The 20045-nt window shown below is 41.2% G+C and carries 20 protein-coding genes and 1 other annotated feature; of the genes, 1 reads left to right on the plus strand and 19 read right to left on the minus strand.

Annotation, left to right across the window (positions count from 1 at the left end; all coding sequences use genetic code 11):
- Nucleotides 1–12: 12 nt before the first annotated feature.
- The 9 genes from dnaG to era form a co-directional block, all read right to left on the minus strand.
- Complete coding sequence (dnaG, locus tag AABM38_RS16790; RefSeq protein WP_423407430.1) at nt 13–1827, minus strand: DNA primase; 1815 nt, start codon at nt 1825–1827, stop codon at nt 13–15.
- 13 nt (nt 1828–1840) lie between these two features.
- The gene (locus AABM38_RS16795) at nt 1841–2311 is read right to left on the minus strand and encodes a YaiI/YqxD family protein (RefSeq protein WP_423410778.1); all 471 of its coding nucleotides are present in this window, start codon (nt 2309–2311) and stop codon (nt 1841–1843) included.
- A gap of 324 nt (nt 2312–2635) precedes the next feature.
- Nucleotides 2636–3454 carry a pyruvate, water dikinase regulatory protein gene (locus AABM38_RS16800; RefSeq protein WP_423407431.1) on the minus strand — a complete coding sequence of 273 codons (819 nt, stop codon included), beginning with the start codon at nt 3452–3454 and terminating at the stop codon, nt 2636–2638.
- A gap of 31 nt (nt 3455–3485) precedes the next feature.
- Entirely contained in the window at nt 3486–4115 is a 630-nt protein-coding gene (locus tag AABM38_RS16805) for a helix-turn-helix transcriptional regulator (protein WP_423407432.1), read from the minus strand.
- A gap of 301 nt (nt 4116–4416) precedes the next feature.
- Complete coding sequence (gene glyS, locus AABM38_RS16810; RefSeq protein ID WP_423407433.1) at nt 4417–6489, minus strand: glycine--tRNA ligase subunit beta; 2073 nt, start codon at nt 6487–6489, stop codon at nt 4417–4419.
- Complete coding sequence (gene glyQ / locus AABM38_RS16815; RefSeq protein ID WP_423407434.1) at nt 6482–7372, minus strand: glycine--tRNA ligase subunit alpha; 891 nt, start codon at nt 7370–7372, stop codon at nt 6482–6484. Before glyQ ends, glyS begins: the two co-directional genes overlap by 8 nt.
- Nucleotides 7373–7528: 156 nt before the next feature.
- Nucleotides 7529–7699, minus strand: a binding site (T-box leader).
- 48 nt (nt 7700–7747) lie between these two features.
- Nucleotides 7748–8500 carry a DNA repair protein RecO gene (gene recO, locus AABM38_RS16820; protein ID WP_423407435.1) on the minus strand — a complete coding sequence of 251 codons (753 nt, stop codon included), beginning with the start codon at nt 8498–8500 and terminating at the stop codon, nt 7748–7750.
- Nucleotides 8501–8531: 31 nt separating this feature from the next.
- Entirely contained in the window at nt 8532–8675 is a 144-nt protein-coding gene (locus tag AABM38_RS16825) for a YqzL family protein (protein WP_207500038.1), read from the minus strand.
- Nucleotides 8676–8842: 167 nt separating this feature from the next.
- A complete protein-coding gene (era, locus tag AABM38_RS16830; protein ID WP_423407436.1) occupies nt 8843–9766 on the minus strand; it encodes a GTPase Era in 924 nt (307 codons plus the stop codon).
- 253 nt (nt 9767–10019) lie between these two features.
- Between era and AABM38_RS16835 the strand changes: the two genes are divergently transcribed.
- On the plus strand, nt 10020–10229 hold the full coding sequence (locus AABM38_RS16835) for a hypothetical protein (protein ID WP_423407437.1): 210 nt from the start codon (nt 10020–10022) through the stop codon (nt 10227–10229).
- Nucleotides 10230–10290: 61 nt separating this feature from the next.
- Here the strand turns inward: AABM38_RS16835 and AABM38_RS16840 are convergent, their stop codons facing one another.
- From AABM38_RS16840 to AABM38_RS16885, 10 genes are all read right to left on the minus strand, one after another.
- Nucleotides 10291–10686 carry a diacylglycerol kinase family protein gene (locus AABM38_RS16840; protein WP_423407438.1) on the minus strand — a complete coding sequence of 132 codons (396 nt, stop codon included), beginning with the start codon at nt 10684–10686 and terminating at the stop codon, nt 10291–10293.
- Entirely contained in the window at nt 10664–11134 is a 471-nt protein-coding gene (ybeY, locus tag AABM38_RS16845; protein WP_423407439.1) for an rRNA maturation RNase YbeY, read from the minus strand. Before ybeY ends, AABM38_RS16840 begins: the two co-directional genes overlap by 23 nt.
- On the minus strand, nt 11131–13314 hold the full coding sequence (locus AABM38_RS16850; protein ID WP_423407440.1) for an HD family phosphohydrolase: 2184 nt from the start codon (nt 13312–13314) through the stop codon (nt 11131–11133). Before AABM38_RS16850 ends, ybeY begins: the two co-directional genes overlap by 4 nt.
- 236 nt (nt 13315–13550) lie before the next feature.
- Nucleotides 13551–14510 carry a PhoH family protein gene (locus AABM38_RS16855; protein ID WP_423407441.1) on the minus strand — a complete coding sequence of 320 codons (960 nt, stop codon included), beginning with the start codon at nt 14508–14510 and terminating at the stop codon, nt 13551–13553.
- A 2-nt stretch (nt 14511–14512) separates the two neighbouring features.
- Nucleotides 14513–15700 carry a sporulation protein YqfD gene (gene yqfD / locus AABM38_RS16860; protein WP_423407442.1) on the minus strand — a complete coding sequence of 396 codons (1188 nt, stop codon included), beginning with the start codon at nt 15698–15700 and terminating at the stop codon, nt 14513–14515.
- A 16-nt stretch (nt 15701–15716) separates the two neighbouring features.
- The gene (gene yqfC, locus AABM38_RS16865) at nt 15717–16001 is read right to left on the minus strand and encodes a sporulation protein YqfC (RefSeq protein WP_335377053.1); all 285 of its coding nucleotides are present in this window, start codon (nt 15999–16001) and stop codon (nt 15717–15719) included.
- Between the two features lie 230 nt (nt 16002–16231).
- A complete protein-coding gene (locus AABM38_RS16870) occupies nt 16232–16732 on the minus strand; it encodes a hypothetical protein (protein ID WP_423407443.1) in 501 nt (166 codons plus the stop codon).
- A gap of 43 nt (nt 16733–16775) precedes the next feature.
- Nucleotides 16776–17774, minus strand: a complete 999-nt coding sequence (gene floA, locus AABM38_RS16875; protein WP_335377055.1) for a flotillin-like protein FloA — start codon at nt 17772–17774, stop codon at nt 16776–16778.
- Between the two features lie 136 nt (nt 17775–17910).
- Nucleotides 17911–19227 (minus strand): NfeD family protein, encoded by a 1317-nt coding sequence (locus AABM38_RS16880; protein ID WP_423410779.1) that lies wholly within the window; start codon nt 19225–19227, stop codon nt 17911–17913.
- A gap of 361 nt (nt 19228–19588) precedes the next feature.
- The gene (locus AABM38_RS16885) at nt 19589–20035 is read right to left on the minus strand and encodes a GatB/YqeY domain-containing protein (RefSeq protein ID WP_423407444.1); all 447 of its coding nucleotides are present in this window, start codon (nt 20033–20035) and stop codon (nt 19589–19591) included.
- Nucleotides 20036–20045 lie beyond the last annotated feature (10 nt).

Genomic DNA, 20045 nt, shown 5'->3' on the forward strand with positions numbered 1-20045 from the left:
CAGCATCGGGATTTATAGAGTCTTGCGTAAACTAATAATTTCTGCAGCGATAGACGCTGCACGCAAGAAGTCACTTTGTCGTTCTGCCTGTTTTTGTTCTGCCAATTTTTCCTTTATTTTTAACATTTTTTGATAATTCAACACTTGCTTGATATAATCAGATAATTCCTGATCACTGATTTCCTCGTTAAGAGGCATCATCTCGATATCAGCAACGACCCTTTTTAGCTTATTATCCTGAAGGTAATTTAAGAACGCACTTGGATCTGGGTCATGTCCTTTTTCATAGTATGCAAATAAATAAGTAATAATAGCCTGATGTTCATCAATGTTCAGTGTGTTCCCTTGAAGCATATCCTGCACCTTATAAGCAATATCGGCACTTCTCATCATGTGAGAAATCAAACGCCTTTCAGCAGTATGGTATGCAGGTTTAAGCTCCGCTTTTCGGCTGAACGCCACTGGCTTGTTTTCCGGCTGGGCTTGCCCTTTAGGTGTTTGGGTCTTTTGGTTCCTTGCCTGCACCAGTTGGTTTTGCTGCTGGACAAGTGCTTCTAGTGAAAGCGAAAACTCATTGGCAACCTGCCTTAAATATAAATCTTTTTCAACGGCTTTATCTAATGCACTAATTTCTTTAAGTACTTCTTCGATATATTGAAGGCGATCTCCTTCATGCTGAAGGTTTTTCCCTCTTCGATAATATATTAATTTAAATGCCATCAAGGTAGCGCTCGAACCAATTATATCGTTTTTGAATTTTTCCTCGCCGTGGACCTTTATGAAATCGTCGGGGTCCATGCCATCTGGCATAAGTGCGACTTTTACCGTAAAACCTGCCTTGGACAGCATATTGGAAGCCCTATAGGCTGCTTCAATACCTGCTTTGTCCGAATCATAACAAATCGTAACGGCTTGAACATTTCTCTTCAACAATGAAATATGCTCTTCAGTGAGAGAAGTACCCATCGTTGCTACGCCATTTTCAACACCGGCCCGGTTAGCGGAAATGACATCGGCAAACCCTTCGAAAAGCACGGCTTGCTGCTGCTTCCGGATCGAAGGCCGCGCAAGATGAAAATTATACAAAACTTTGCTTTTGTTAAAAATTTGTGTTTCGGGACTATTTAAATACTTGGGTTCTTCGCCCCCTAGAGTTCTCCCGGAAAACGCAATTGTATTTCCTTGATGGTCCACAATTGGAAACATGATTCTGTCCCTGAACCTGTCAAAATATGTTCCATCTTTTTCTCTTTGTATGACTAATCCTGCTTTTTCAATTAACGCCAGTGAAAATCCACGTTTCTCAAGCAGCTTAGATACAAAATCCCAGGATGGAAGTGCATATCCAATCTGGAACCGTTCAATCGATTCCAGAGTGAAGCCCCTGTTAAGGAGGTATTCCAGAGCATCCTGACCTTCTTTTGTATTTACCAGCAAATGATGATAAAATTTACGCAATAGATCGTGAGCTTCAATCATCTGCTTAGAGCCTTCAGGCAATTGAGGCCCTTTATTAGTTAAGGGACCATCCAGCTGCAGTTCGATATTTGCTCGTTCTGCTAGTTTTAAGGCGGCCTCCTGGAAGGAAAGACCTTCCATCTCCATTAAAAATGAAAAAACATTGCCGCCAGCACCACAACCAAAGCAATGATAAATTTGCTTATCGGGTGAGACTGAAAACGAAGGGGAGTTTTCCCCATGAAATGGACAGAGCCCAAAATAGTTTCTGCCCTGTTTTTTTAACTGGACAAAATCACCAATGACATCGACTATTTCAACCGCCTGCCGGATTTCATTTACTTTTTCCTCGGCAATCCTCTCTGCCATATGCATGACCTCATTAGTTGTGATTCCTTGAACATATCTTAAAATTCGACAAAAGCATGCTCAATTCCTTTATAAATTTTTCTCTGTCTTTTTCGGTAAAAGGTTTCGGCCCTTTTCCGTAGAATCCGCGCCTTCTTGCCTTAGCGGAAAGATGCCTTAATTCAAGCGCAGTTTGTATACCTTTTTCTTCAAATAAGTTTCCCCTTGGAGAGATGGCATAAACCCCTTTCGCAAGAAGGGTAGAGGCAAGACCGATGTCCTGCGTCACTGCAAAATCACCTTTCTTTACGTGATTCATTAAATAAAGGTCTGCAGCCTCCTTATGTGAATCGACAAATACCCAGTTTAGCCCTTGGAGATCATTCTTCATATGGGCATATGAAGCCACAAAAATCACTTCGATTGAAAACTTCAAAGCAATTTCGACAATTTCTTTAATGACCGGGCATGAATCTGCATCAACAAAAAGAGTCTGATTGTTGATTTCACTAGTATTAATTCTACATCACTCCGGATTTTCCTTCTTAGGGACTATATTTTTTAAAAAGGGAATTTTGTCGAATTTTTTCATGGTCAATATCTTGACAACTGATAATAAATAGTTTATTCGTAATCTGTCAAGTCTAAACCTAAACAGATACATTTTTATCACAATTTTTTATTATAGTATAAGAAAGGGTATTTTGCCATTATTTTTTCTCGAAGTTTCAGGCTATTTACAAACTAATACCACTTAATGGAAGACATTATTTTAAAACACAGTTCAAATACATTCCAAAAGAAAAGCACATACGCGAATCTATATGTGCTAAGCGTCCATCTTTTTGTTCCGGACCATGTTCAGAATTACATTAGCTGTTTCTTCAACTGCCTTATTTGTGACATCAATGACAGGACAGCCAATTTTTTCAACCAGACCATCGAAAAATTCAATTTCTTCCTTAATCCGTTCAATATTGGCATAAATAGCTTTGTCATTAAGGCCAAGAGAAATCAACCGTTCTCTCCTGATCTGGTTAAGTTTATCTGGGGAAATTCTTAACCCAAAACATTTTTCCTTTGGAACAAGGAATAGCTCTTCTGGAGGGTCAACCTCGGGAACAATTGGAACGTTTGCCACTTTATATCTCTTATGAGCAAGATATTGGGATAAAGGTGTTTTCGAAGTCCTCGAAACACCAACCAGAACGATATCCGCCTTCAAGATTCCCCTTGGGTCACGACCGTCGTCATATTTTACGGCAAATTCAATAGCTTCAACCTTTTTGAAGTAATCTTCATCCAGTTTCCTGACCAATCCTGGTTCATATAACGGAGTTTCCCCGCTAAGGAGCTGTATTTGCTGCATCAAAGGGCCAATTAGGTCACATGCATTTACTCCTTCTTTCGCGGAGGACTCCATCAGATATTCACTTATTTCCGGCTTCACTAGAGTATAAGCAATCATGCCGCCGTCTTGCTTAGCGAGGGAGACAACTTCATCAATATGTTCTTTATCCTCAACATAAGGATATCTTTTTAAGGATATATCTGCATGTTCAAATTGGCTGATAGCAGCTTTTGTAACAAGCTCAGCTGTCTCGCCGACAGAGTCAGAAACCACATAAATTATTGGCATTTTTTTCATTTTTGTATCCAGCCCCTTCAATATTTGCTTCTTATTCCTCTGCCAAGGCAACAAAGGCCTTCGTAATGTTCGTCTTCGTCAATCTGCCGACAAGTTCAAATCCTTCATCGGTATCTTTAATGATTGGAAGTGCGTCAATCTGCTTTTCAATTAATTCCTTAGCTGCATCAATAAGCAGATCTTCCCTGCGGCAAACAGTGATGTTCGGCATCCTTGTCATAATGATATTAACTGGCAAGGTGGTCAGCTCTTGTTTGCCAATGCTCGCTCTCAATAAATCCTTACGAGAAAGAACCCCTACTAGCTTCGAAGCCTTATCCACTACAAACAATGTCCCAACATCCTCCAGAAACATTGTACAAATTGCATCATAGACCGAAACATTTTCAGGCACTACAATCGGGATTGACTGATATTCTTTCACAAGGATTTTCTTAAGGTTCTCAGAAAGCAGCTGAGTACCTGTTTTGCCAGTATAAAAATAGCCTACACGCGGCCTGGCGTCCAGATAGCCTGACATTGTCAGGATGGCAAGGTCCGGCCTTAATGTCGCCCTTGTCAGATTCAACCTGTCGGCAATATGTTCCCCTGTGATTGGCCCATTATCCTTGACGATCTGCAGGATCTGTTCCTGGCGCTTATTCAGTTCGATTGTCCTCACCACCTAACGGAAGTATTTGGCTGATTAGCCGCAATTTTATGTAATATTGATGTAATACGCTATTATGGCTTTTAAGAATTCAAATTCAAGTTGTACTAAAGGTAAACAAGACCATTAAGCCCACTTGCGTAATTCATTACTTTGATTTGAAATTGTAAGAGATACACCTTTTATAAAATCATTATATCCTACTCATTCCAAATAGAAAGTAAGTATTTTGTTATTATTTAGAATAGAGTCAAGAAGTGGCAGCTTTGTTATTTTCGAAGTGCCTTCCTTAAGCTGGAAGGCACTTCGATGATTACTTCACAATAATATCGTTGACTTTGGCAAGCTTCATGATGAGGACTGCCAATGCCGCCATCTGGTTCAATCGATTCTCCTTGATTTCCAAATTATCGGACATAACCATTGTATTATCAAAGTACTGATTGATTTCTGGTTTTAAAGAAACCAGCAGCTGATAATACACGGAAGCGTCTACACCATTTTCCGTCTTTCTGCCAAGCTCTAGATATTTATTATAAAGATTTTGTTCATGCTCATTCTCAAACAGCTCTGGGTTGATGTCACCGAGAACTTCTTTTTTGCTGGCGATATTAAGCACCCTGCTTAATGCCTCCATACTCTCCTTAAATCCTTCGTCCGAGCTTGCTGACTGCAATGCATCTGCTTTCTCAACTAATTCAGAAACGGTTCCGATTTCCCCGCCTAGTACCGCGTCGATGATATCATAACGGATTCCGCGTTCCTGCAGAAGGTGCTTTACGCGAAGTTTAAAGAACAGTATTAATTCATGGTAAACTTCTTCTTCAGACCGTTTTGCAATTCCTGATTCAGAAATCAAACTCAAGGATAGACCAACAAGGTTTTCAACTGAGATCGGCCATCGTTTTTCAATTAACGTTTGGACAATTCCTGTTGCCTGTCTTCTTAAAGCATATGGATCCTGGGAGCCGCTAGGGATAATACCAAGTGCAAAGAAAGAGATGATCGTATCCAGTTTATCAGCAATAGCCACTAGCGCTCCAGCAGGTGTACCTGGTACAGAATCTTCTGCATTCCTAGGCATATAGTGTTCATTGATCGCAGAAGCAACTTCAGGGCTTTCACCTTTTTGTAGAGCGTATTTCTCTCCCATAAACCCTTGCAGTTCTGGAAACTCATATACCATTTGTGATACTAGATCGAATTTACTGATTTGTGCAGCTCTATCAGCAGCCTTAATAACTTCAGGAGCAAGCTCCAGTCTGTCTGCAACTAAATTGACAAGCTTACGAACACGCTCAGATTTCTCAGCAATTGTACCGATTTCTTCATGGTATACAATCGTCTTAAGTTTATCCAAAGCAGTTTCAATTTGCAGTTTTTGATCTTCTTTATAGAAAAATGCAGCATCAGCCAATCTTGCTCTAAGAACCTTTTCATTACCACGTGCTACTTTTTCGATATGAAGGTGATCGCCATTCCTTACGGTTACAAAATGAGGAAGCAATTTTCCTTCCTCAGTTACCGGGAAATAACGCTGATGCTCCTTCATTGAAGTAATAAGTACTTCACTTGGGATTTCCAGGAACTCTTCCTCAAATCGGCCGTATAATGCAGTCGGATATTCAACCAGATTATTAACCTCTTCGAGCAAATCTTCATCAACAGGAATTGTCCAGCTGTTTTCTTCCTCGATTTTTTCAAGTTGTGAAAGGATGGCATCCTTTCGTTTTTGGGCATCAGCGACCACATACTGTCCTAGTAATGTTTCTTCATATTCTTCAGGGCTTGTTATCATTACTTCATCTTCTCCAAGGAATCGATGACCTCTCGTGACCTTCCCTGTATGAACTCCAGCAATTTCGAATGGAATTACATCGCTGCCGAACATCGCCACCAGCCATTTTATTGGCCGTACGTATCTCATATCTAAATCTGCCCAGCGCATATTCTTTGGAAATGACATGCTCGTGATGATCGGTTGTAATTCAACAAGCAAAGCGGAGGTTTCCTGACCTTTTATGAATTTGCTAACATGGGCATATTCAACACCATTGATTTCTTTGAAGAAAATATCTTCAACCGTCATTCCCTGCCCGCGTGTAAAGCCCATTGCCGCTTTTGACCACTCTCCTGTTTCAGAAAGAGCAATTTTCCTTGCAGGACCCTTCGCTTCCTCCACGCTGTCTTCCTGGCGCTCATCTACATTCATGACAACGACAGCGAGCCTGCGTGGTGTTGAATATAAGTTAATGCTCTCGAATCCAATATTGTTGTTTGTTAGCCAGTTCTCAACTTTGGAAGCAAGCTGGTTAATGGAATCAGTAATAAATCTTGCAGGCATTTCTTCTAATCCAATTTCTAGTAAAAGATTGCGCTTAGTCATTTTCAACCTGCTCCTTCCGTTTAATGATTGGGAAACCTAGTTTTTCTCTTTCGTCATAGAACGTCTTCGCTACTTTTTTGGCCAAGTTTCGGCAGCGAGCGATATAGCCCGTTCTTTCGGTTACTGAAATAGCACCGCGTGCATCAAGGAGATTAAAAACGTGCGAGCATTTCAGGACATAATCATACGCAGGATGCACAAGTCCAGCTTCCATTTGACGATGGGCTTCCTTTTCATAAATATTGAAAAGATTGAAAAGCATTTCTTGATCTGAAGTCTCAAAGGTATATTTCGAATGCTCATACTCAGGCTGACCGAAAATATCCCTTACGGTAAAACCATTTGTCCACTCTAAATCAAATACATTTTCTTTATCCTGGATGTATGAGGCAAGCCTCTCGATTCCGTATGTGATTTCAACTGAAACTGGTTTGCAATCTAATCCTCCTACTTGCTGGAAGTAAGTGAACTGGGTAATTTCCATACCATCAAGCCAGACTTCCCAGCCAAGGCCAGCACAGCCAAGGGAAGGGTTCTCCCAGTTATCCTCAACAAAACGAATATCATGTTCTAGCGGATTAATTCCTAATGCCTTCAATGATTCTAGATAGATTTCCTGGATGTTGTCAGGAGAAGGCTTCATAATTACCTGGAATTGGTGATGCTGATACAGCCTGTTTGGGTTTTCTCCATATCTGCCGTCAGCAGGCCGGCGGGATGGTTCAACATACGCCACGTTCCACGGTTCAGGTCCAATCGCTCTCAGGAATGTATAAGGGCTCATCGTTCCAGCACCCTTTTCGACATCATAGGCCTGCATAAGGATGCAGCCTTTTTCAGACCAGTGTTTTTGTAATGTAAGGATCATATTTTGAATATTCATCTGAACACCTCCGAATTATTATATAACTTTTATATTAATTACTTTGTTAGCTAGAATATTGATTTTCGCTCCAATCAACAGAGACCAAAAAAATCACAATAATCATTATCACAGCTTAAAATAAAAAACTCCCGCCCCCTATGCACATCATTCATGCATAGGGACGAGAGTTACCCGCGGTTCCACCCTATTTGCTGCCAAAAAGCAGCCTCTTTAAGAAAATGTCGCTCCAGAATGCCTTCCTTAATTTTCTGCAATCCGGCTCACACCAAACCCGGACTCGCTAATACAGAGCGATTAAGTACTCTTTTCCTTCTCAGCAACATATGTAATTTTAATTTGAATAATATCGAAAACATGTAATGATGTCAATAGTTATAGCCTGTCCCTAAATGAATCCATCTGGTCAAGGAATTTTCTCGTTTTTAAGTAAAGACCAGAATACTCATCATAATAAGCAGAAATGACCTTTTTGAGCTCTGCCTTTGTTTCAGGCTTGACTGAAATATTTCCGAGGCGGTTCAGGTCAAGCAGATAAAACAATCGGAGCAGCCTTACTGTACCAGTAGCTATTTTGAACCGGTAAGGATCTCGTTCAAAGCAGCGATGGCAAATCAAGCCGCCTTCCTTGATGGAAAAATGAAATTCACCTTCCGTACTGCCACAATTGGCACATCTGTCTAAAACAGGATACAATCCCTGGACATTCAGCATTTTCATTTCATAAATATTAGTAAGGATTTCAAGGTCATAACCTTCATTCATATAATTAAGCGTCTGGAGTAAAAGTTCAAATAAAAACGGGTTTGACTTTCGATCCTCCGTAACTTTATCAGTCAAATCTAAAATGTAGCTGGCATGTGCTGTCAGGAAGATGTCCTCACGAATCGCTCTCATAGATGAAATCATTTCACCCTGCTGCAGACCTCCAAGCCCAGTGCTTGCATGGAACAGATACTGACCATACGTAAAAAGCTGGGTGACGGCAGCAAGCCTGCTATTAGGCTTTTTTGCACCTCTTGCCATCACACCAACTTTCCCGAATTCTCTGGTATATAAAGTTACAATTTTGTTTGTTTCGCCATAATCTGTTGTTCTAATGACGATGCCTTCACATTTCTGCAGCATCAGCAGTCACCATCCATTACTACAGACAAACCTATGAGATTGGAAAATCAATTTGTGCTAGTTCTTCCTCCTGATAACCGGGTATTTCTTGATTGTCCTTCTCTAATTCCTTAAAGAGAAGATAAGTGTCAATGTTACCTGTTTGCGAAAAAACCTTCCAGGTAAAATCCAACATCGAAAACCCCACCTTTCAATTTTTCACTAGCATTTTTGTCCCAAATCCTTATGAATATCATAGCCTGTCAATCAGATTTTCATGTTACGAAAAAATTGTAAAACAATCTTGTGTATAAATTTCAATAATCTTTAATATGTTAATGATGGAGCATTTGCCCAACAAGCTTAATACTCATCTTCTCGGAAACCATAATCACGCAAGTGCGAAGCCTTATTTCTCCAATCCTTCTGTACCTTCACCCATAACTCAAGAAATACCTTTGACCCAAGCAGGTTCTCAATATCCAGACGCGCCCTTTTGCCAATTTCCTTCAGCATGCTTCCCTGCTTGCCAATAATGATTCCTTTTTGAGAATCTCGTTCAACAATGATCGTTGCCATGACATGGACCATATCCTTTTCTGCCTGTCTTTCCATCTTCTCAATGACTACAGCCGTTGAATGGGGAATTTCTTCTCTGGTCAAATGCAGTGCTTTTTCTCTAATTAATTCTGAAACAATGAACCGTTCAGGATGGTCCGTTACCTGGTCTGCAGGATAGAACTGTGGCCCTTCAGGCATTTTTTCTTTTATTTGCTCCAGCAGCTTTTCAATGTTGTTGCCTTCAAGAGCAGAAATAGGCACAATTTCAGCAAAGTTGAATTTCTCTTTATATGAATCGATTAGTTCAAAAAGTTTGTCTGGATGAATTAAGTCAATTTTATTAATGACCAGGAATACTGGAGTTTTAACATTTTGCAGTTTTTCAATGATAAATTCCTCTCCGCGCCCGTAACCCTCCTGGGCATTGACCATGAATAGTATAAGGTCGACTTCTTTTAAAGTATTTTGAGCCACCTTCATCATGAAATCTCCCAGACGATGCTTAGGCTTATGAATTCCTGGAGTATCAATGAAAATCAACTGTGAATCTTCTAGAGTAAGAACGCCCTGAACCTTGTTTCGTGTCGTTTGCGGCTTATCACTCATAATAGCGATTTTTTGGCCAATTACCCTATTAAGAAATGTTGATTTACCAACATTCGGCCTGCCAATGATTGAGATAAACCCAGATCTGTGTGATTGATTGTTTTGATTGCTAAAATTCATTTTGTAATTCCCTTCTCCACTTAATTTTACCCTATTTCAACTGAGATTTCATCGTTTGTAGCAAAATTGAAATATAAAATTTTAAATTTTCTAAAAACTAACTCGCAGTTTTTATAGACTGTTATGTCATTTTACTTAAGTTTTTGTTTGTTTTCAAATTCATTGAAACATTTGCTTACACAATATCATCAATCTAAAGAACAAAAAGCGCAAGCGCCTTGGTCAGCCCCGACAAGCGCTGGAGAGCCGACCAGTGAAGTCGTTCTTTGACTTCATTGGGCGGACCGAAATCGAAATGTATAGCCGACTGCCCAGAAACGCAGAAACTGGAGACTCCGACAAAGAAGCGTTTTTTGCTTCTGCCGGCGGAGTTGAAGTTTCGGAGTTTCTAGGAGGCGACACTGGACAAGCGACTCGAGGGGCTAGGCGCTGGAGCTGGATTAAGCAAATCCGCGTTGAGTAATCCACACCTGAAAAAATTTATAATTTCCTACTCAAAGAAAAAGTTGTCCTTTGCAGGACAACTATAAATGGACTATGGCTAAAATCCTGGGCAGAAAGATGATCATTCCAATGATCACACTTATGATTGCAAAGATCAGGACAGCTCCAGCAGAGATATCTTTTGCCTGCTTCGCAAGCGGGTGAAACTCATCAGTATACAAATCTACAGTCCGCTCAACAGCGGTATTCATCATCTCCAAAGCAATCATTCCTCCGATTGCGAGCAGTACTGCGATCCATTCTGATCTTGTAATAGAGAATGCGAATCCAGCTAATATGACGAGAACAGAAATGCATATATGAATCTGCATATTCCGTTCTCCGGAAGCTGCAGATGCAATTCCTTGAAACCCAAACCTGAACGAAGAAACCAAACGATTTTTCTTCCGTTTATTAGCGTGCAAGCCCGTAACCATCGAGAATTTCTTTTTGTCTGTCAAACATCCTTTTCTCGTCTTGCTCGTTCATATGATCATACCCTAACAAATGAAGGAATCCATGGACAGAGAGAAAACCGAGTTCCCTCATGAAGGAATGATTATATTCTTCTGCCTGCTCTCTTGCTCTAGGAACAGAAATAATGATATCCCCTAAAACCCGAGGTATGTCTGCACCTACAACCTCGATCTCCCCTTCTCCCATCTCCTCCAAAGCAAAGGAGATCACATCGGTCGGCTGATCTTTATCACGATATTCCCTGTTGATCTCCTGAATACGTTCATTCGAGACAAATGTTACAGAAAGCTCACTTCCTGCCTGAATATTCTCCTTATCAGCAGCAAAATTCAGCAATTTTTCAATTTCTTCTATCTCTTGCTGTGCCAATTCATTTAATTCATCTAAGAAATCAATTTCTAGTTTCATGCTTGCTTCACCTTCTGTTTATTCATTTCTGGATATTCGATCCTTGAATGGAAAATCCCCTTGAGTGTCTCACATAGTGTATCAGCAACTGTATCAAGCTCTTTAAGCGTTATGTCACATTCACCTAGCTGCCCATCCTGGAGCCTGTCAGCAATAATATTTCGCACAAGTGTCTCGATTTGCTCGTGGGTAGGATGCGCAAGCGACCGAACAGCCGCTTCTACACTGTCTGCAATTCCAATTACTGCTGACTCCTTTGTTTGCGGCTTTGGTCCTGGATATCGAAAATCCTCTTCCTTTACATCATGCCCGTTTTGTTTTGCTTTGTGGTAAAAAAATTTTAACAAAGTTGTTCCGTGATGCTGCTCAGCGATATCAATAATTTCTTTCGGCATCCGATGCTTGCGGAGCATTTCAGCTCCATCAGTCGCATGGGCAATGATAATGTTTTTGCTTGTTAACGCTGGAAGCTTATCATGCGGATTATCCATGTTTATTTGATTTTCAATAAAGAACTGAGGCCTTTTTGTTTTTCCAATATCATGGTAGTAGCATCCCACCCTTGCCAGAAGCCCGTTTGCCCCGATCGACTCACAAGCTGCTTCAGAAAGATTGGCAACCATGACGCTGTGGTGGTAAGTACCTGGAGCTTCCGTAAGGATTTTTCTCAAAAGCGGATGATTCGGATTGGAAAGCTCAATCATCCTCAAGGTAGACAGTATGCCAAATCCAGCTTCGAAAAATGGCAAAAGGCCAATTGTTAAAACAGCTGAGGTAATTCCAGATAGGAAGGCTGCTATTAAGTAAAAGCCATATTCCATTCCCGAGTATTGGCTGTTCCTAAGAAAAATGTTTGAAACGATGATGATTAAATTGATAACAGATACAAATAATCCTGCCTGGAGAATTTTCGAGCGCTGATTTTGTTTCTGCAAAAACAAAATAGCCGCCAGCCCGCTCGCAAGAATATAGATACCCACTGTTACATTCAATGTCCCGGTAATGCCCTCATTGAAAATAATTGTTCCTGAAATTGCCAAGACGACCGTTTGGAACAGTGCCAAGCGCTCATTGATTAATATTTTAATCAGCATGGCCCCCATCGCCGCCGGAAAAATGTAACCAACCTCTGAATATTCAAATTCCTCGAAAATGCTAACTAATTTCATCAAAAGTATAGAAGTGATGAAAATAATACTGAAAATTAAAAGGTACTTTTGTTTTTTATCAGCGTTTTCCATCTCATTAAAAATAAAATAAAACGCAAACAAAATGAGGGATACAATCATGGCCAGGCCGATAAATGGTTTGTATGAATTTTCACTTTCCAGCAGTCCCACAAGCTGAAGTTTCTTATAAATGTCCCTGCTGATTAACTGCCCTTCATCCACTAGGATTTGCCCCTCAAGTATCCGGACAGGTTCTACTCCATCCATAGCTTGCTGCCGCAATTCCTCAGTCGCATCGGAATCGTAAAACTCGTTCTGGACAACGGCATAACGACCCATCTCTATGACTGCATCCTTTAAATCGCTGTTTAAGCTTGTATATTTTAGTTCTTCTTCCAAACGTTTTTTTGCATTTTCAACTTGATCCGCTGGAATCCGAGAATCCATAACCTTATTGATCGCAGTAACAGTTAAATCTTTCGCTACTGCCAGCTCCTCATTCGCCGACTGAAGTAAAGTAATGAACACTTGGTCGGATAGACTCCTTGTTTCACTTTCTGTCAATTTAGTTTTCAACGCAGCAAGCTTTTCATTTGTGGTAGGTTCTTTAGCGGCGGTATCCTCTGCCTCATTATTGTCCAAAGCATCTTTTTTCTTTTGGTTTATTTTTTCCTCTGCCTCATCATTCACTTCATTAACAGAATCAAAAATAGAAGTAACCAGGTCAACCCGGTTTTGGGTATATTCCTTTTTGACTGAATATACATCTTTAACCTGCTCAACTGCTTCCCTGCGGCTTTTTTCTGTACTTTCTTTATCCTCGATTGTAATAGGCGACCTGATGGTCTGCTCTGCAACAGAGAACAGCTCCAGGTTTAGTTTCTCAGGCTTTACATTGCTGTACATGGCAGAATACATAACGATGCCAATAATCAAAAATAATAGAACACGGAAAATTTTTATATTCAACAAGTTCAGTATAGCAGTTAACTGGATCTGCAGCTTATCCATTTACAGCCCTCCTACTATGGCTTTTCAGAAGCCACCAGAGTTTACTGGGAAAAATAACTAACTTTCTGTTCCATCATATCAGGTTTTACATTAACTTTCATCTCCATTTGACAATAGGGGATGAAGTTGGTTCATACGCGATTGAATATGACTATTCATGACATATTTATGGCCATTTACATCCCTATGTATAACTAAAAGTCCGCCTTGTAAAGCAAGAGCGGACTGACAGTGGTTTATTCAAATTTTCCGTATGCTTCTATAATCCGTCCAACGAGTGGATGACGTACAACGTCTGCCTGTTCAAGATGCACAAAAGAAATTCCCGCAACATCCTTCAAAATATTCTCAGCGGCGACTAATCCAGACTTGGCTCCTTTAGGCAAATCGACTTGAGACGTATCACCCGTGATGACCATTTTCGAACCGAAACCAAGACGAGTCAAGAACATTTTCATTTGTGCCTGTGTTGTATTTTGGGCTTCATCCAGGATGACAAAAGCATCGTCAAGAGTCCGTCCACGCATGTAGGCAAGTGGTGCAATCTCGATTGTTCCACGTTCAATCAAGCGCAATGTATGTTCTGTTCCTAATATATCATGAAGCGCATCATATAATGGGCGAAGATATGGATCCACTTTTTCCTTCAAATCCCCAGGGAGAAATCCCAGGCTTTCGCCTGCTTCTACCGCTGGCCTTGTCAGGATAATTTTTGACACAGTCCCATTTTTGAGTGCATTCACAGCCATCACTACTGCCAGGTATGTTTTTCCAGTACCTGCAGGACCAATGCCAAAGACCAGGTCCCGACTTTTAATTGCATTGATATAATGCCGCTGGCCGAGGGTTTTTACCCTTATGGATTTTCCTTTAACGTTTTTGCTTATTTCTTCATCAAATAAATCCTTGAAATATTCAAGCGTTCCCTTTTCAGCCATCTGGATTGCATACACCGTTTCCCGCTGGCTAATGCTGATCCCTTTCCGTATGACGGCAAGAAGATTAACCAAAACGGCTTGTGCCTGCTGCACTTTATCCTCTGGCCCGGAGATTCCGAGTGTTTCCCCACGGGTGACGATCGAGACACCAAGCTCCTGTTCAATTAGCTTAAGATTCATATCCGCGTTGCCGAATAAGGAAATTGCTTCATTTGAATTCGCAAGTTGTATTTCCATTGTTTTTAAGTCTTCTGTCATTCTCAGTCTCCTTGGATAATTGGTTGTCCTACTGCTATATCTTCAATGATTGTAAAATGAGTTATTAGGTTTACTTTATCATTCTCGAATGATTGATGTAAAATTTTTTCCCCTTTTATAATAGCATTTTCAGGAAGGTGTTTTTTTATATCTTTTCTTGCTAATTCTTTTGCACTTTCGATCGCTTCTTGTTTAGTATAGATTCTCGTCACTTGTTCACGTTCTCTTAGTGTCTTTTTTTCAACAGTAAGCGGAAGGTTCCATTTAAAGAATTTCACTCTCTTCTCGTTCACTTCCGTTTCATATTCAGAGAACTCTGTCTTTCCAAACCCCCAGACCGGCAGAACTTTTCCAGCTATTTTTAGCGCATATTTACGCTTCTCATTACCGTTAAAAACCTGAAAGGTACTTTTAAGTGGCAATTCTACCTTTGTTGAATACCATGTCTCGCCAAGGATCTCTCCAGATGCTGCTACAGATTTTAAAGCGTCCTCTTTCCCATAAACCCCTGAGACCAACAGCTGTCCAGGTAATACATAATCATTCACCTTTACAACAGGTTCGCCTTTTTCTACAAAAATTTTTACAATTGCTGCTTTTCTTTTCGCTACCAAATGCCTTGGTCCGATAGCCTCCGCCTTCTTTGGCTCACTCTTTTCGACTACTTGAAAATGGTATGTTGTCCCCTTCAATTCCACACCAATCCAGGTAAGTGCTCCTATTTGATCTGTTAACACTCTCTGAATACTTTCTACATTATCTATCGAAAACTGCAGCTTGCCGACACTGATCCCCATCTTGTCCAATTCCTTACGAATCTGATGTTCTGTTGCAGGGCTTGCACCTTTTATTTCTATTCCCCAAACCATGTTGGAAAGAACCATGATTAACGCAAAAAACAAACAGGCACCAAGTAAAAAACCACTGTTTGTCCATAATCTTCTTAAAAAGAAAGGGCCCCCAGCCCTTTCTAAAAACCTGATTTTACATTGGCTGTCTCTTGCTGGAATCCTCAGTTTCTTGACATCCTGCAGGTTCACATAAAAGGTAACTGTTTCTGAGCCATGCTTTCTCACATTCCAAATGGAAACCTCATTACGTGTCAACTGGTTTAAAAATCTCTCAATGCCTTTTCCGGTCAGCTTGACCTTCACCGTGCCAGAAAAGATGTGAATCCATTGATTTTTCATTGGTCTCCCCCTCGTATCAGTCAGTTACATATTGCACCTGATCGATTTTTCCTTCTAATAATATTTCCTCGGGTAAAATGGTCCTGATGACAAAGGCTTTGCCCTTTACCAGCAGCTGTCCGTTTTTTATGAGCAGCCGGACTTCGCCATCGGAAAACGCAAGCAGACCCCGGTGATTTTCAATATATATATGGACTTGCCCAATCATCGTGATTCTAGGGAGATCCATCATGACATCTTGAGGAAGATCCATTTTCTGTGTCATCCATTTACGTACATACTGGCCCCATTTTTTTGCCATAAAAAAAAGAACCCCCTTTCATCTCATATGTATGAGAAAAAAGCAGGTTCTAGCACCATTTTTCACTTATAGAAGCATTCCTTTTTAACTGCTGTCGCTTGCGAACGTTAAGGAGCGGCAGCAACAGACGAACAATGGAAATTTTTCAGCGTTCATCTTATATAGCGCAGATAAAAGGTTTATAAGATCTCTGAACTTTTGTACGGCTGGGTCATGCCCTTAATACCTGTCTAATCTCTTCTTCCTGGGCTGTACGGCTTTTTAGCGCGCGGCTGGCCAAGCACTTCTGCCCATATTAAACCCTCTATCAGCCGGTCTTGATCAGGCCGGAAATCCAGTACAGGCTCTTCTTTATCGCCAGTATGACGCGGACTGACAGCAGCATCCTCAGTGGACAATCTGCCTCTGTCAGCAGTTCTTGGCTTACTCTCACTCATTTCAGCCTGCCGCTTTCTTTCCTGATATACTTTTTGAATGCTGCTTGCTTCCACAGCCTCTCCCGCAGTTTTATCCGGTTGAGGCTTGGCTGCTCGGCTCTGGACAGGACGAGGTTCACGGCGAGACTCACGTTGTGCTTTTACGGGACCATCCATACCCGCAGGCTTGCTGGCAGGTCGTACTGGCCGTGGTGGCTGGTTGTTGTGGCCTTTGCCTTTAGCTTTATTAAAAAGGCTCGACAGAATGCCGATCAGGACGAATATTACAAACGGGTTACCTATTAAATCAAACAATCTTTCCAGGAGGAGCCCCCCTTTCTTTTAACGGGTTCTCTCGTCAGTTGTTATTATTGTCATCTTTCTTTCCGCCAGAAAGCTTACCGATGGAGCCTCTCATATCCGTGTCAGCAGAAATGTTCTGGATGTTCATATAATCCATCACACCAATATTGCCTTCACGAAGCGCTTCCGCCATAGCCAGCGGTACAGTTGCTTCCGCTTCGACCACTTTTGCTCTCATTTCCTGAACGCGCGCTTTCATTTCCTGCTCTTGTGCCACCGCCATAGCACGGCGCTCTTCGGCTTTGGCCTGAGCAATTTTTTTGTCAGCCTCTGCCTGTTCTGTCTGAAGTTCTGCTCCAATATTTTTACCGATATCTACATCCGCAATATCAATGGATAAGATTTCAAATGCTGTTCCCGCATCCAATCCTTTTGAAAGAACCGTTTGCGAAATCATGTCTGGATTTTCCAGCACTTTTTTGTGGTTATCAGATGAACCAATCGTGGAGACGATCCCTTCACCAACACGCGCAACAATCGTCTCTTCTCCAGCACCCCCGACAAGCCTGTCAATGTTTGCTCTTACTGTAATTCTAGCTTTCGCTTTAACTTCAATCCCGTCCATGGCAACCCCGGCAATGAAAGGAGTTTCGATCACTTTCGGATTTACGCTCATCTGCACGGCCTCAAGGACATCACGCCCAGCAAGGTCGATTGCTGCTGCTCTTTCAAAAGATAATTCAATGTTAGCACGATGTGCCGCAATCAAGGCATTTACTACTCTGTCAACATTACCACCAGCAAGGTAATGGCTCTCCAGCTGGTTAGTCGTTACGTTCAGACCCGCTTTGTGTGCTTTGATCATCGGATTGATAACTCTGCTTGGAATTACCCTTCTAAGCCTCATCCCGATCAAGGTGAATATGCTGACTCTTACACCAGCAGCTAATGCGGATATCCAGAGCATCACTGGAACAAATGTCAGTAATACGCCGAGTAGAATTACCGCGAGTACGATTGCAATTAAAACAAATGCTGTTCCTGCTTCAATCATTTTTGTGCCTCCTCAATTTTTATTAGATGATGTCAACTAAACGTTCGCAAATAAATAACATTGTGCTTTATTGACTCCATCGAAAGCAGATTAAACTTTTTACCATGAAAAATGGGACACTGAATTGAAAGAGCCTTTATTCAGGATTTTTAACTTCTCTGACCACAATCCTTGATCCTTCTGTCTTTATAATCCTTACTCTTGTCCCCTTAGATATGAATGCGCCTTCACTTACAACATCAATGCGCTCATCGTCTACCAATATTGTTCCTGACGGCCTCAGCGGTGTCAAAGTGATCCCCTCAACCCCAATAAGCTCCAGCCTATTCTTATTCGAAACATATCCTTTTTCCGTGCTCGTTGAATCTGTCAGTATGATTCGCTTGAATAATTTCATCCTTTTTCCAAACACCCTTATCATTAGAATTGATAGAAGTATAGAGGCACTCAGGGCAATCAATATCGATATCCCCATATGGACCATATTATCTGAAGCGATAAAAAAGCTGGCAATTACGGCTACAAACCCGATTGCTCCTGCTATCCCACCAGGAATGAAAAACTCCAGCAGAATCAGCCCAATTCCCAATGCGAATAAAATCACTGTTTCAAAGCCAGCGAGACCGGCGACAAGATGACCATAAAAAAATAATAGCAACGATGTAAGCCCAGCTAAACCTGGCAAACCAAATCCCGGTGAGTAAAGCTCCAGAACAAGGCCCAGACTGCCGATGGTGAGCAAAATCGGGATGACAACCGGATGCGTCAGAAACCTTGCAAGCTTTTCAGCGAACGTTTCATTCACATTCCTGATTTCAGCATTGTCATAACCTAGCTTATCTAATAATTCATCCAGATTTTTTACAGTCCCTTCAGAATACCCAACCTCTCGCGCCTGTTCTGCAGTCAATGTGAGCAATTTCCCCTTGCCGGCACCTAACTCCGGCAGGTCGATACTTTCATCAGCCATAGCCTGAGCATAAATCGGATCGCGCCCGCTTTCGACCGCTGCACTCTTCATTGCAGCAAACCAATAGGATTCAGCCTTTTTACCTGCAGTATTCCCCTGCTGGTCGATTATGGCGGCAGATCCCATCGTTGAACCAGGAACCATATAGATTTCGTCAGTGTTTAGAGAAATGTAAGCTCCTGCTGATAAGGCTTGCTTGTTTACAAATGCAATTGTTTTCACTTCTGTGCCCGTTAGAAGCTTGCCAATGCCACCTGCAGCATCCACAGCTCCGCCGGGAGTATTCACATCAAAAATGATGGCATCTGCGTTTGCATCCTCTGCCTCATGCACCGCTCTTTCCAAAAAGGCAAGCAATCCTTTTTCGACCGTTTCTTCAATAGGTACGACGTAAACTACTTTCTCTTTCGCATCTGCGGTATACGGTTTGATCAGCCCGGCCAGTGACAAAATAACGATCAGGCTGGCAATCACTGATTTTATTTTCAATTTTGCACCCCCATTCACAAAAATAAGGCCATATTGGTATTACGTAACCGCATCCAGAAAGGTTTCATAATTTTATCAGTTTTAGTCAAGGTTGTTTTGTATGTTTTTATTGATTATGCTGGTTCTTTTCGTATACTTATTGCTTATCATTCAAAAAAACAATTTTTAGAAAACAGCCATTAAAAAAGTCCGCATCGACAAACTTATTCATATTTTATGCACTAAAATGGCACTATAATTACCTTTTATGAATAAGCATCAAATAGTCGTTACCTTAGACAAACATTTATATGTAATCCTAACCTTTTAGTGTATGCTAAAAAGGCCGTAAGAAAATCTTACGGCCTTCGAGCTTTTATGAAAGGTGTTGTTGTACAAGTTTATTAACGAGAGATCCGTCTGCTTTACCTTTTACTTTAGGCATAATGACAGCCATTACTCTACCCATATCGGCTTTTGATGCCGCACCTGTCTCTGCGATAGCGTCCTTGACGATTGCCGTCACTTCTTCTTCGCTAAGCTGCTGTGGCATGTAAACCTCGACATGCTTTAGTTCTGTTTGTATCTTTTCAACAAGGTCTTCACGACCCGCCTTTTCAAATTCCTGGAGGGAATCTTTGCGTTGTTTCACTTCACGAGAAAGTACAGTTAACTCTTCTTCTTCGGAAAGCTCCTGTTTGCCAAACTTAATTGCTTCGTTCTGCAAAGAGGCTTTGATCATCCGAATCGTAGTGAGTCTGTCCTTTTCTTTGTTCTTCATCGCTTGTTTCATATCATTATTTAAACGCTCGAGCAGACTCAATTTGATTCCA

The sequence above is a fragment of the Heyndrickxia sp. MSNUG genome, from assembly GCF_049532715.1.
In the GTDB taxonomy this organism is placed as follows: Bacteria; Bacillota; Bacilli; order Bacillales; family Cytobacillaceae; genus Mesobacillus.